General features: G+C 51.5%; 12 protein-coding genes. 5 read left to right on the forward strand and 7 right to left on the reverse strand.

Translation table 11 applies throughout. The annotated features are described in order from the left end of the window. Positions 1-49 precede the first annotated feature (49 nt). Positions 50-1,489, reverse strand: a complete 1,440-nt coding sequence (locus JFC11_RS01335) for a di-heme oxidoreductase family protein (RefSeq protein WP_198348542.1) — start codon at positions 1,487-1,489, stop codon at positions 50-52. Between the two features lie 77 nt (positions 1,490-1,566). After that, a complete protein-coding gene (locus JFC11_RS01340; RefSeq protein ID WP_198348543.1) occupies positions 1,567-2,847 on the reverse strand; it encodes an imelysin family protein in 1,281 nt (426 codons plus the stop codon). A 173-nt stretch (positions 2,848-3,020) separates the two neighbouring features. Between JFC11_RS01340 and JFC11_RS01345 the strand changes: the two genes are divergently transcribed. Together JFC11_RS01345 and JFC11_RS01350 are read left to right on the forward strand one after the other, a co-directional pair. Beyond that, entirely contained in the window at positions 3,021-3,887 is an 867-nt protein-coding gene (locus JFC11_RS01345) for a LysR family transcriptional regulator ArgP (protein ID WP_198348544.1), read from the forward strand. A 141-nt stretch (positions 3,888-4,028) separates the two neighbouring features. Continuing rightward, positions 4,029-5,822, forward strand: a complete 1,794-nt coding sequence (locus JFC11_RS01350) for a diguanylate cyclase (RefSeq protein WP_198348545.1) — start codon at positions 4,029-4,031, stop codon at positions 5,820-5,822. Between the two features lie 22 nt (positions 5,823-5,844). On the opposite strand, the gene JFC11_RS01355 is transcribed toward JFC11_RS01350, so the two are convergent. From JFC11_RS01355 to JFC11_RS01365, 3 genes are all read right to left on the reverse strand, one after another. Beyond that, a complete protein-coding gene (locus JFC11_RS01355) occupies positions 5,845-6,402 on the reverse strand; it encodes a cytochrome b (RefSeq protein ID WP_198348546.1) in 558 nt (185 codons plus the stop codon). An 81-nt stretch (positions 6,403-6,483) separates the two neighbouring features. Beyond that, positions 6,484-6,678, reverse strand: coding sequence for a tautomerase family protein (locus JFC11_RS01360; RefSeq protein ID WP_038481913.1), 195 nt, complete (start codon positions 6,676-6,678; stop codon positions 6,484-6,486). Positions 6,679-6,715: 37 nt separating this feature from the next. After that, positions 6,716-7,588, reverse strand: coding sequence for a LysR substrate-binding domain-containing protein (locus JFC11_RS01365; protein WP_198348547.1), 873 nt, complete (start codon positions 7,586-7,588; stop codon positions 6,716-6,718). A 102-nt stretch (positions 7,589-7,690) separates the two neighbouring features. On the opposite strand from JFC11_RS01365, the gene JFC11_RS01370 reads away from it, so the two are divergent. Further along, positions 7,691-8,569, forward strand: coding sequence for a DMT family transporter (locus JFC11_RS01370; RefSeq protein WP_198348548.1), 879 nt, complete (start codon positions 7,691-7,693; stop codon positions 8,567-8,569). 4 nt (positions 8,570-8,573) lie between these two features. On the opposite strand, the gene JFC11_RS01375 is transcribed toward JFC11_RS01370, so the two are convergent. Both JFC11_RS01375 and JFC11_RS01380 read right to left on the reverse strand, forming a co-directional pair. Further along, a complete protein-coding gene (locus JFC11_RS01375; protein WP_038481904.1) occupies positions 8,574-9,347 on the reverse strand; it encodes an RsiV family protein in 774 nt (257 codons plus the stop codon). A gap of 114 nt (positions 9,348-9,461) precedes the next feature. Further along, positions 9,462-10,901 carry a hypothetical protein gene (locus JFC11_RS01380; protein WP_038481901.1) on the reverse strand — a complete coding sequence of 480 codons (1,440 nt, stop codon included), beginning with the start codon at positions 10,899-10,901 and terminating at the stop codon, positions 9,462-9,464. A gap of 315 nt (positions 10,902-11,216) precedes the next feature. Here JFC11_RS01380 and JFC11_RS01385 point away from each other — a divergent pair, with 315 nt between their 5' ends. Together JFC11_RS01385 and JFC11_RS01390 are read left to right on the forward strand one after the other, a co-directional pair. After that, positions 11,217-11,597, forward strand: a complete 381-nt coding sequence (locus JFC11_RS01385) for a septal ring lytic transglycosylase RlpA family protein (protein ID WP_009722293.1) — start codon at positions 11,217-11,219, stop codon at positions 11,595-11,597. Positions 11,598-11,791: 194 nt separating this feature from the next. Then, positions 11,792-12,796: an NADP-dependent oxidoreductase gene (locus JFC11_RS01390; protein WP_038481898.1), complete on the forward strand. Its 1,005-nt coding sequence runs from the start codon at positions 11,792-11,794 to the stop codon at positions 12,794-12,796. Positions 12,797-12,822 lie beyond the last annotated feature (26 nt).

Raw genomic sequence — 12,822 nt, forward strand, 5'->3', positions numbered from 1 at the left:
ATAAACTCCTTACCAATAGTCGATAGCAGTAACAGAGGCGTCGCAAAGCTCACAGAGACTCAAGAAAGCGAATAAGTTCCGCGCGCTGGTCAGTCGGTAGATGTCGATAGGCTTTGGTGGCCGCCTCTGCTTCGCCACCATGCCAGAGAATCGCCTCTTCGAGCGTGCGGGCACGGCCATCGTGGAGAAAGCCAGCTCGAGGATTCACCGTTTGTGTCAGGCCAATACCCCACAACGGTGGGGTGCGCCATTCGCGCCCATCCGCTTGGAATTCACTACGATGATCGGCCAAGGCTTCGCCCATATCGTGGAGCAGTAGATCGCTATAAGGCCATATTTCTTGATTCGCCAACGCCGCTCGGGGGGCATCCGAGGCGGTACGATGTCGAGGGGTATGGCAGCTTGCGCAGCCCAGTGCGTTAAATGTCTCGGCACCCTGTATTACCTCAGGATCATCCATGTTGCGGCGCATCGGTACTGCTAGGCTAGAGGCATAGAAGGTGATGAAGTCTGCAATTTCATCGCTGACTTCAGGCGTTCCACCCTCAGGAAAGGCATCGCACCCCTGACTATCCATACAATCAGTTTGTGGCACTAAGCGAGAAGTTAGCCCCATATCGCCGGCGAAGGCGTGCATGCTCTGCTGCTCAATGCTGGGTTCACCCGCTTTCCAACCAAAGCGCCCCATCACCGTGGTGCCACTGCGTACATCCCAGACTTGGTTATAACGCCCGGAAATACCATCGCCATCGGCATCGTTGGGGTCGGCTGCAGCCATCAGGTCTGCTTCAGGAATCGCCTCCAGTAGGCCCAGACCAATCATTGGTGGCGCCAACCGCGGCGACGTCAGCAGCGTATTTGGTAACTCACCGTAGGCAGGTTCGGCAATTGAGTAAAGCGGCTCCTGCAAGGTAACGCTATGGCCGTCGGCAAAGCCTACTTCCCGCGGACGGTACTCAATGATTAGTTTGCCCTCCGGCTGCACGCCAGGAATCGCAGAGGTTTGTAGCTGCAAGCCGTAGTTGGGTACCGGCAGCGCGCCCCGTTGCTCTAGAGTTTCCGGCTCCGCCTGATCGGAAGGCAGCGAAAGACGCAGGAACAACGCGATGGGGGTTTCATCTCCCATCGGCGGATGGCCACGCCCATCCTTGAGATGGCAGCCTTGACAGCTATTGGTATTAAACAACGGGCCCAGGCCATCACGGGCCTCAGTGCTGGCAGGTGCGACCACCCAGGGGTTGCGGAAAAAGCTATTGCCGACGCTGAAATCAAGCCGCTTGGTCATCGACATATTACGTAGCGGTAATGAATAAGCGTTGTGATCAAATTGCTCCACTGCCCCATCGCCACCGCTCATCGGCGACGATTGAATGGCGGGAGATTCAGCCGCCTGTAAAGAGACCACAAACACAGAGGCCGCCAACAGTGCTAAGAAAAGGCAGCATTGAGCGAGTCGCCTGAAGGCAAAAAAGCGAGATAGGTGGCACATAAATATACCTTGAGACAAACGACAAAAGCCGTCCGACAGCCAAGCTGCCGGACGGCTCATAAAATCACATGAATGATTTAGAAGCGATGGCCTGCATCATCCGGCTGTAAAGAGGTAACTCCCAGCTCACCGGCTGCTTCTTCAAGGGATGCCGTTTGCGCCACCAGGGCGAAAATGGCGTCGTTGATCAACTTACTCCCTTGCTCGTTGCCGGGTGCAATCATCATATCAAACGCCATCGGCGAGCTTTCCGCTTCAGCCTCTTGCTTGATAGCATCGAGCTTGGCCATGGTTGATTCAAGTTGGTCACTCAGGCTATCAGCAAGTGCTTCATTTTGCTGCGACAGCAAGTTTTCCAATGATGGGCCTTCTAGGATACTGCCATCCAATCGCTGATAGGTGCCCGTGTAAATATTCTGAATCCCCTGGCCGTTGTAGTAGTGAGAGTTGTGGGTATTATCGCTGAAGCAGTCATGCTCATCTTCAAAAGAGTTAGCTTCAAGCGCGACTTTTAAGCGCTCCCCCGCTAGCTCACCCAACGATAGCGACCCCATACCAAATAGCATACGGCGCAGGCCTTCCTGATCACTTTCAGCTAGCAGTTCCTGACGATAGTTGCCTTCAACTTCCGGCGACCACTGGGCAACCATCCACTCAAGATCACTGACCAGCAGGTCCGACACTGCATCCAAGTACGTCCGGCGACGATCGCAGTTACCATGGGTGCAGTCATCGCCAGTTTGGAAGTCACTCACCGGACGCTCACCACTGCCTGCTTCGAAGCCATTAAGATCCTGCCCCCAGAGCAGAAATTCGATGGCGTGGTAGCCGCTGGCGACGTTGGCTTCTGAGCCACCCACTTCGTTAAGGTCAGCTAAGAGCTCTGACGTAATATCACTGACATCCAGGACTTCTCCCCCTATCGTGATACGTTCGTTGGCAATGATATTAGCAGTGGCCCCTTCATTACCCAGCTCATGTTGATAGCCATCGCTTTCGACATAATCAATCATGCCCTCATCCAGAGGCCAGGCGTTCAGTTGCCCTTCCCAGTCATCCACCACAACATTGCCAAAACGAAATACTTCGCTTTGCTGATACGGTACCCGTGCTTGCAGCCAGGCTTGCTTCGCTGCGTTAAGAGCCTCTGCTGTGGGGTTGGCCAGCAATTCGTCGATACGCTCGTTCAACACCTCGGCGGCATTGAGCGCATCGGTGTAATTAGCATGTGCCAAGTCGGCATAGTGATGGACCACAGCGTCGGCGCTAACGGCATCGTCAGCGGAAACGGCCAAAGGCATCAGCGCGCTAAGCGCAACGAGACCTGCAAGAGGGCGACGGAGCATGATGACAGGCATTACAGTGTCCTTTAAGCGATGGCATTAAGAGGTTAGTGTCGTTTCCCTGCAGTTTAATGTAATTCATTTACTTATGACATTCAATCTCACTTGCATAAAGATATGGCGCTTTTATTTGTTAAATACGCGCCTTTTGCATAACGTCATTACTTTCTTATCCTGGGAAGACGGCCATGTTGGATTACAAACTTCTCCATGCCCTGGCCACAGTAGTGGAGTGCGGTGGTTTTGAACGAGCAGGCGATGCATTAGGACTTTCTCAATCAGCTATCTCTCAACGTATAAAAGCACTGGAAGTACGCCTAGGCCAGCCAGTGCTAATGCGTCACCCCAAGCTTTCACCTACACCGGCTGGTCAGCGGCTGCTCACCCACTACCAGCAAGTACAGCTGTTAGAACGCGACTTACAGCAGACACTACCTACGCTAGATAACGCAACGACCCGACTAAGAATCGCTATCAACGCAGACAGCGTAGTGACGTGGTGGGCAAACGCAGTGGCAGATATCTGTCAAACCGAGGGCGTATTGCTCGATTTAGTTATTGAGGATCAGGACGTTGGGCTTAACCGTCTGCGAGATGGCGATGTCGCAGCCTGTCTTTGTTCTACGCCAACACCCATCGCGGGCGCTCGCTGTATTAAAGTAGGCGAGATGCGTTATCTCCCGCTAGCATCACCTGCCTACGTGCAACGCTACTTTCCTGAAGGCCTTTCTCCAGAAGCTTTTCAGCAAGCCCCGGTAATTGTGTTCGGCCCTCATGACCAGCTTCAGCATCAGTTTCTTGCTCAGTGCGGTTATCACGGCCATTTCCCCTACCACCTGTGCCCTTCATCAGAAGGATTTGTGCGTCTCGCCACCGCAGGCATTGGCTACGGAATGGTTCCACAACTACAGGCACTAGACCAACTGCAAAAAGGCCACCTTGTCAGCATCGCCCCCGGTCACTCGCTGACAGTGCCACTTTATTGGCATTTTTGGCGCCACAGTGGACAACTAGTCCAGCGCCTAACTAAAAGTCTGATCTACATCATGCTTTAGACCCAATGTCGGCCACTCGCTTTGAAAGAGGTCTACACTTCGCCTAGGAGCAAAACCCGCCCAAGGCAGGCAAGGGATCCTAGGCACTAAGACCTAGAAGCGATAAAGCCCAACGCAAAAATAACCAAAATAGCGATATTTATGGATGCTTACTGTTGGTTAAAGCGCCTTCCGGCTGGCTTGTTAGTGCTTATTATTAGCTGGCATTCCCAAACAAGTGCAGCGGCTACCATCGTCGTCTCTTCCGAGCAGGCGCGTTACGATTTAAATGAAGTAAGCGGTTACTGGCATACGTCAAAATCGCTAAACCTGCGTGATATTGTAGCGTTATCCCCCTCATTTCACCCGGTCCGTCACGCCTCTGATTTGCATTTCGGCTATACACAAAGCGATGTCTGGCTAAAAACGCAAATTCATAATGCATCGCCCCTCCCGGCTACCTGGATGGTTAAATTCGAATACCCATTTTTAGACCATGTCACTCTGTATACGCTGAGAGAACACGCTAGTGACGTTCAGCACAGCGGGATCGCCGTGCCAATTGACGAGCGATCAATCGCCCACCGACAGGCTGTTTTTCCGGTGATGCTGCTCGGCGGGGAAACCGTGACGCTTTATACCCAGGTAAAAGCCACGGGCAGTAAATTTCTGAGCTATAGCTTAATGACGCCAGAGGCTTTTTATACTCAGAATGACCAGCATAATTTCTGGCTGGCGACTTACTTCGGCATGCTGCTAACATTAAGCGTTTACAACCTGCTGCTATTTTTTGTGCTTAAAGAGCACGTATTTCTCTACTACGCTCTATTTGCCTTCGGGTTTACACTGGCAAGTTTGACGTTCAATGGTCTTGGCACGCTGATGTTTTGGAGCTTCCTAGGCGATAACACCGCGCGCCTGGTAGCGATTGGCTTTACGTTTGCTTCTGCGATGGGAGCCCTATTCACTCAAAGTTTTCTTAATACAGCCATCTACTGCCCACGCTGGCATCAAATCATTACGCTATTTCGCGGCTACTGCTATATAGCGCTGGTAGCAATGATATTTTTGCCAATTCAACCCGCCCTACGCTTAATGGATATAACAGGGTTTGCTGCCTCACTATTAATGCTCGTGTGCGGTATTTATTGCAGTTTGCGCCGCGTGCCTAGCGCCCGTGTTTTTGTGCTCGCCTGGTCAATATTTCTACTAGGGGCTAGCGTATTCGCACTTCGAAATCTTAGTATTCTACCCGCCAACTTCCTAACCCTTCATGGGATACAAATCGGCTCCGCCATTGAGATGTTGCTGCTATCTTTCGCACTGGCCGCACGTTTTAATAAATTAAAATGGCAGAAGGAGCGCGCCCAGGCAGAAACCGTCGCAATGCTCAAAAAGCAGGAAGCTGTTCTAGAAGCAAAAGTAGCTGCTCGTACTCAGGCACTAGAGAAACTAGCCAACCACGATATGCTCACCGGCTTGCTTAACCGCAATGGGCTGACGCGCTGTGCAGAAGCGGCTCTTGAACATTGCAAACAAACGCATACATCTTTAGCGCTAGTCATGTGTGACCTTGACTGCTTCAAACCAATTAACGACCAGTATGGCCATGAGATAGGCGACTTCGTGCTTCAGCAAGTTGCCAAACGTCTCGTGCACGTCGCACGTGGGAGTGATCATTGCGCGCGCTTTGGCGGCGACGAGTTTATTCTCTTACTAGAGGGGATAACTGATCAGACTGCGTTAGAGGAGATGCGTAACCGTATCGAACAGACCGTTCGCTCACCTATCAAGCTACCTGATGGCACGTTAGTTAGCGTAGGCGTCAGCATCGGTATTTGTATTAGCCATGACGGTAACGATACGTTAGCCAGCCTGCTTCGTGAAGCGGATAGCCAGATGTATGCCGTCAAGTCACGCCAAACCACCCGTTACTATGGCTATGGTTCAGCGTGATCATGATGGATAGAAAACTATATCAGTCAAACAAGCTCATACGTTTCATAACGTTATCGCGCTTGATTCGCCAGTGAAATAGAGCACCCGCAATATGCAGCGTAATAAGCACAACTAACGCCCACCCTAAACGCTCATGCCAAACAAACAGCGTTTGCGAAAGCGCTTCGTTTTTGCCCAACAACCCCGGCAAATGCCATTGAAAAAACTCAACAGGAAAGCCGCCGGTAGCAGTGGCTGTCCAACCAATCAGTGGCATAACCAATAGTCCCGCATAAAGCAAGTGATGCACGCTAGTACTGATAATTCGCTCGAAGGCATTGAGCGGCGGCTCGTGGTCGGGCACAACAAAAGCTAGCCGCGTAATAATCCTCAGCGTCATTAGCAACAGTATCGTCACGCCTAAGGTTTTATGGCTAGTGTAGAGCACGTTGGTAAGCGCATTCCCCAGCAAAGCAACGGCGCGTTCATACCCCAGGAAGCCAAGCGTCAGGCCACTTAACAATGACAGCAACACGGCGACTGCCACTAGCCAATGCAACACTCGGTGAGGATAAATATAGTGATCTAGCTCGTGCATTCAGAACTCCTGGCTCATTCGCGTCATGGTAATTAGCTTAGTTCAGTCAGGTTACGTTAGAAAAACTAATTATCGAGTTCCTCACTGAGCAGTATCACGATCAACCCCCATTTGGCCGCCTTTGGACCAATTTTCCCGCGTTACTTCTTGAAAAAACACCTGCACGCTCACCGGGTCGGTACCATACACATCGCAGAACGCGTCAGTAATACGCTTTGCCAATTCTCGCTTTTGCGCAAGATCACGGGGGAATTGCTGGATAGTGACTATAGGCATCTTAACTTCCTATCAAAGAACACGTTAAAGCAACACCTTATAACGCTTCACTAGGTGCCGCTAGCTGTTCGCGAATCAATTCCCCTAAACGCCGCGCAGGTTCAGAAGGACGGTGTGGAGCACGATGGAGCGCTAGCTCAATCATTGGCAAGGCCGGAAGACCACTGCTGTCATCCAGCGGGCGCAGCGATGGGGTTAACATACTACGCGTTACCACAACAACGGCTAACCCCGCTGTTACGATAGGAGCAAGACCCGCCATTGACTGGCTGGTATACGCAACGCGCCAATCACGCCCAGCCCCTTGTAACGCCTGCTCGGCAACCTCGCGAAAAACATCAGCGCCGGGTGAATAAAGCGCTAGCGGAATAGGGTCACTTAGCGAAGGCTGCTGATTTATCCCTACCGCCCATATCAGCGGCTCACGACGAATCACATCGCCTCCTGGCGAGTTTCGTTGGCGAGTCACCAGCGCTAAGTCCAACTCCGCTGCTTTGACCTGTTCGACCAAGTGAGCACTGGTGCCACACTTTACGGTTAGCCCCACCGCAGGATACAGCTGGTGAAAGTACGCAAATACTGACGGCAATAGCGACGCATAGTCTTCAGGAATACCCAACGTTAAATCGCCCGTTATCTGGCGCGCCTGCATATCGCTCCACGCGTCGTCATTAAGTGCCAATAGGCGGCGCGCGTGAGCCAGTAAGCGATCTCCTTCTGGGGTGAAACGCAGCCGTCGCCCAGCTCGCTCATGCAAACTCACATCAAGCTGCGTCTCTAAACGCTGTAACTGCATGCTCACTGTTGACTGGGTATACGCTAGCCGCTTTGCCGCTGCCGTGACGCTCCCGGTATCGGCAATCGCGACCAGCGTACGCAACAGAGTTAAGTCAAACGTCGGCGCGCGCATACATCACCATTATTGATAATAATGATCATACAAGATCGATATTGTGATGAGGTGTTTACTGAGTATGCTGCGCGTCTCAGGTTTAACGCAAGGAGAGATGCCATGCATCCCGTTCATTCCCCGGTTGTCATATCACCCAGGTACAGTGTATGCGCAGCACTTGTGGCGGTGATGTTATGGAGCATAGCGCCACTATTAGCAGAGTTGGCGCGGGATACCTCTCCGCTTCAGCTCACCGCACTTACGCTGCTGGCAGGTGCACTAGCGACACTGCCACTCAGCCGTCGCGTTAACGTCGCGGCTTGCCGTCTGCGCTGGCAAATTAGCGTATGGCTTGGTCTACCACTGTTGATCGTCGGTGCTGTTAGCAGTTACTACATTGGCATGCGTCTAGCACCTGCCGCAGAAGCCGCGTTGATCACTTACACCTGGCCAGTGCTGTTTGTGCTATTAAGCCAATGGAGCCGGTTTGGTCGTCTGCATATCGCAAGCGTAACAGGCGCGCTAATTGCTTTTTCGGGTGCCACTATTTTGTTACTGCCGCAAGCCTTAAGTGGCGGCTTTGGTGGGGCTGCTTCAGGATATGGGTTAGCGCTACTGGCGGCTTGTTGCTGGGCGCTCTACTCCTGGCTCGGGCAAGTAGCTCCTGTATCGCTGACGCCATTGCTCCCGCGGTTATTAATGGTCGCCTGCGCTGTTGCAACCTGCGCCAGCTTGATAGTGGAAGGAACCTTCATCATGCCGCAGGGCGAAGCTCTGTTGGCGGGCATCGCGCTGGGGCTTGGGCCGTACGGCATCGCCATGGTGGCCTGGGATAAAGCACTACGATTTGGCCAAGCCAGCCTAGTCGGCAGCCTTGCCTATGGTGTACCGATCCTAGCGGCACTGCTACTGGTACTGGCAGGCGTCAGCGTGTTCGACTGGCGGCTACCAACGGCCGCCTTGTTGGTCGTTATAGGCTGCTTAAAAGCGAGCCGCTGAAGCACTACTTACCTAAATAGCGAGGCTTTGCGATACCTTCCAGCGCATCAAGGGATAACGTCAAGACAGGTTGGCCGGCTGCATAAGGGGCAATTTCATAGACGTTATATTTAACTTCCCAGGCAGTTGCTAACGGGGCTATGTTGCGGCTCTCGCTGAGCGGCCAACTTAGGGCAAACTGCTCATCATGGCCCATCTCCTCTATCCAGCGCTGGTGGGCCTGATCGAGCAGTGCTTGAAAAGCGCCCTGCTGGTCTTCCAACAGCATATCGTCTGGATCAACCACACGCTGCTGACGCTCGTCTATCACCATAAACTCAGTCATTGGCAAACCATGCGCTTGCCCCGCGTGATAAACGTAGCTACTTAGTTCAAGTATCAATAAGTCGTTGTGCTGCCCATAAACCTTAGCTTCTAACATCGCCTCGCTAGTCATTGCTCCAGGTGAGGTGCGATTATCTTCCTCAGCTAGCTCAAAAAAGTTTTGTGCAAAGGCATCCCAGCTATCAGCTGGCAATGCATCCTCCTCAGTAATGCCCATTGCAAGCGTTAACAGCCGCTTTCGTAGCTGCTCCGTTAGCTCTGCAGACTGCGGAAACGCAAGCGCAGACACGGTAACGGTAGAGCACTGTTCAGCTTGACACTCAGGTGCTATGTACTCTTTTTCAACCGTTTTTGAAACAAGCGCAAGTGACTCTTCAGAAGCATTATCCGACGACTGACAACCACTTAATAACAATAAACCAATCACCGTTAAGCCGAATGAATAGCGCAGCATAAAACCTCCTTGTGAATAACGTAGCCACCTTCAAGCCACGTAAATAGTAATACAAAAGCAAACGCCCCTGCTGTCACCAGCAAGGGCGTAGTTAATCATACAACGTGCGCTAAATTACGCGTCAGGCTGCATTTCTGTTGGCTCTGCATTGACTTGCAGCTCAAACATACCACTGCCGCTAACAGCGAAACCACGTGCAATAACGGTGTAGGTGCCCGGCAAAAGCGCCTGCTCTAAACGCGAGTTAGTGCCACTACCGCCGTCATCATCACTGTAAGAGTCGCTTTCTCCATGAATCTCTAAATACGTATCAAAGTCACTTGAACGCATATTAAGCCTGACCAAAGAGCTTTCTTCTAAGGTGAGTTCATAGGTCAACGGCTCACCGCTATACCAGCCATTGAGCGTTTCATTGGGTGTTAACTCACCTTCATTACGCAGCTCTACACCATCCGGTAATTCACGCGGCTCTACTGACAGCGTAAACAAACCACTGTCGGAGCCATACGCCGTGCGTGCTGTTAACTGATAACTACCCGGCGCCAAGAAATCGGCAATACTGGCGTCCAGATTGCCAGCACTGTCGTCATCTTCGCGGAAATATCCATTAGGCCCCTCCAGCACAAGATATGAATCGATATCGCTTGAACGCATATCGATTTGATACATACCCGCTTCTTCGATCTCTAGCTGATAACTCAGCTCCTGACCACTCAACCAACCACTAAGCGTATCACTAGGCATAACGCTACCATCGTTGCGTAGCTCACCATCGCCCGGCAACTCACGCGGTTCAGCACTCAACGTGAAAAGGCCACTCCCTTCGCCGAAGGCAGACCGTGCGGTGACGGTATAATCACCAGGAGCAAGGAAATCTGAAATACGTGCATTTAAGTTGCCCGCACCATCATCATCTTCACGGTAGTAGCCGTTCGGGCCAGATAGCTCTAGATACGCATCAAACTCATCAGCGCGCATCTCGATTTGATACATGCCTGCTTCTTCGACGGTTAACGATACCTCCCGAGAGGTTCCATCTAACCAGCTATCCATCGGCTCGCCAATGGCCAGCGTGTCAGAGTCGCTCAGCTCAACCGTGCGGCTATTAAGGGTGAATGGGCCATAGCCACTTGCATCCGCCCCACTGACAATCACCAGATAGTCTCCAGTTTCTTCGACATGGTGACGAACTGTCTCAGCACTCTCTAACAGCTGTAGCTGATCGTCATAGAGCGCTACCAACCCCTGCAAGGCGCCGCTAAGAGAAAGTTCTACTAACGAACCTTCTTCAAGGCTGATCGCATAACGCAAATAGCGACTACCGTCATTACCGTTTAACTCACCTGCCGAGGTAATTTCACCTCTAGCACGCTCGCCAAGCGTGACGCTATCAAGCCCTGCTAATGCCGAGGAAGCCTGCCCCTGTTCTGAGCTGGCAGACTCTTCAACGGGGGCCGGTGTCGTAAAGCTCGGCACGGCCTGAGCAGCTAAAAAACCAACAGCAACCCCGCCGACAGCAACCAAAATCAGCGTTAGAGAAGAAGACTTAGCCATAGGTGCATCCTTGTTTATTGGCAAACATTTAAAACCTAGCGAGCGTTAATTATATGATGCTTACCTGATTAAAGTGAGCCTTTATCTAAAATTTATAATAGACACGATACATTGCTTAGTTACATCGACCACACTTCTTTAACTTGCTGAATTACAAAGGCACTGAAGAAAGTTGCAAAAAATCTTAATTTAGAAGCCAATTGCATCGATCTTCTTAAAGCTTGCTGTATCAAAATAGCCACGTTACTATCGGCAGATATGTCGGTAACATACCGATACGTATAGAATCAGCACTATGCAAACTGAGGCACTCCAATGGGAGCATCTAAACGTTTTATCCGAACGAGTTGTGCAGCGGCATTACTCATTTTTTTTACAGCTAGTCATGCGTTTGCCATCGATATTGAAATTCGTGAAGGGGTTGCATCCTTCTACAGCGACCGTTTTCAAGGATCACCCACTGCCAGTGGTGAACCATTTGACCAACAAGCACTGACGGCAGCTCATCCAACGCTTCCTTTTGGTACCAAGGTGCTAGTTACCCGCCCAGATACCGGACAGGAGGTTGAAGTACTGATCAATGATCGCGGTCCCTTTGTTAAGGGACGTATTATTGATCTATCAAAACGGGCAGCTCGCCAACTCGGCATGATTCGACGTGGCGTCGCACCCGTCATGATCACCCTGGTCGATTAACGGATAGCACACCCGCAAGCGTGTGATACCCCTTAAACAAACAGCGTTGAAGAAGATTCAGCTTAATTGAAAGCGGCTCACCAGGGCCGCTTTTTTATTGCACTACAAATTAATTCTTTGACGAACTTGAAAGCACGCTAATGGTCTCTATGCTGCAAGGAGATTTGTTTAAATCACACATGCAGGAGGCACCCATGCAATCTCGCTTTTTTACCTTAACTAATTACCCCACAGGCTTACCAAAGCGCGAATTATTTTCACTGGAAAGCCAGGAACTCCCCGACCTTGACGAAGGTGAAGTCAGGGTTCGCAACCATTGGCTGTCCGTTGACCCATATATGCGTGGACGAATGACAGGAGTGCGCACCTATGTCGCCCCTTTTGAGCTGGGCAAGCCGATGGAAGGTGGCGCAATTGGCGAGGTCATTGCGTCTAACCACCCTACCATTAAGGAAGGCGATAAAGTCAGCCACATGGGCGGTTGGCGAGATATCGCTCAAGTGCCAGGCGACAGTGTTACTGCACTACCAGACAGCGACATACCAGAACAAGCTTATCTAGGTGTATTGGGCATGCCAGGCATGACGGCATGGACAGGCTTGAACCTTATTGCTGAGTGTAAGCCTAGCGACAATGTACTGGTAAGCGCTGCCAGTGGTGCTGTTGGTTCGCTTGCTGTACAGCTGGCGAAAGCCAAAGGTTGCCACGTGGTTGGCATTGCTGGGGCTGCCCACAAGCTTGCGTGGCTTGAGTCATTGGGCGTTGAGCCGGTTAGCTACCAAGGCCGTAGTGCACAGGAGCTCAGCGACGCTATTAAGCTTGCTAGTCCTAATGGCATTGACGTGTATTTTGAGAACGTTGGTGGTACCTGCTTAGAAGCAGCGCTAAGTCAACTCAATGACGGTGCACGCATTGCCGTATGTGGCATGATTGACAGCTATAACGCCGAAGCACCAACACCAGGGCCGAGCAACCTTTCCCAGCTGGTGGTACGCAAAGCTAAGATGCAGGGATTTATTGTCGCCGATCACTGGTCTAGCTATCGCTACTTCCTCAACGAAGTCTCTCCTCAGGTAGCGAAAGGCAATATAGCCTATAAAGAAACCGTCAAAGAGGGTCTTGAAAGCACACCGGATGCCTTTTTAGCGCTTTTTGAAGGGGGCAACACCGGCAAAATGCTGGTGAAGCTCACTGACTAAGCCATGCTTACGTCAAGTTAACCCCA

The sequence above is a fragment of the Vreelandella alkaliphila genome (genome assembly GCF_016107625.1).
GTDB classification, from domain to species: domain Bacteria; phylum Pseudomonadota; class Gammaproteobacteria; order Pseudomonadales; family Halomonadaceae; genus Vreelandella; species Vreelandella alkaliphila.

Excerpts from the sequence above, each read along its gene's own strand:
- JFC11_RS01335 (WP_198348542.1), bottom strand. The coding sequence starts at position 1,489 with ATGTGCCACCTATCTCGCTTTTTTGCCTTCAGGCGACTCGCTCAATGC.
- JFC11_RS01340 (WP_198348543.1), bottom strand. The coding sequence starts at position 2,847 with ATGCCTGTCATCATGCTCCGTCGCCCTCTTGCAGGTCTCGTTGCGCTT.
- JFC11_RS01345 (WP_198348544.1), top strand. The coding sequence starts at position 3,021 with ATGTTGGATTACAAACTTCTCCATGCCCTGGCCACAGTAGTGGAGTGC.
- JFC11_RS01350 (WP_198348545.1), top strand. The coding sequence starts at position 4,029 with ATGGATGCTTACTGTTGGTTAAAGCGCCTTCCGGCTGGCTTGTTAGTG.
- JFC11_RS01355 (WP_198348546.1), bottom strand. The coding sequence starts at position 6,402 with ATGCACGAGCTAGATCACTATATTTATCCTCACCGAGTGTTGCATTGG.
- JFC11_RS01360 (WP_038481913.1), bottom strand. The coding sequence starts at position 6,678 with ATGCCTATAGTCACTATCCAGCAATTCCCCCGTGATCTTGCGCAAAAG.
- JFC11_RS01365 (WP_198348547.1), bottom strand. The coding sequence starts at position 7,588 with ATGCGCGCGCCGACGTTTGACTTAACTCTGTTGCGTACGCTGGTCGCG.
- JFC11_RS01370 (WP_198348548.1), top strand. The coding sequence starts at position 7,691 with ATGCATCCCGTTCATTCCCCGGTTGTCATATCACCCAGGTACAGTGTA.
- JFC11_RS01375 (WP_038481904.1), bottom strand. The coding sequence starts at position 9,347 with ATGCTGCGCTATTCATTCGGCTTAACGGTGATTGGTTTATTGTTATTA.
- JFC11_RS01380 (WP_038481901.1), bottom strand. The coding sequence starts at position 10,901 with ATGGCTAAGTCTTCTTCTCTAACGCTGATTTTGGTTGCTGTCGGCGGG.
- JFC11_RS01385 (WP_009722293.1), top strand. The coding sequence starts at position 11,217 with ATGGGAGCATCTAAACGTTTTATCCGAACGAGTTGTGCAGCGGCATTA.
- JFC11_RS01390 (WP_038481898.1), top strand. The coding sequence starts at position 11,792 with ATGCAATCTCGCTTTTTTACCTTAACTAATTACCCCACAGGCTTACCA.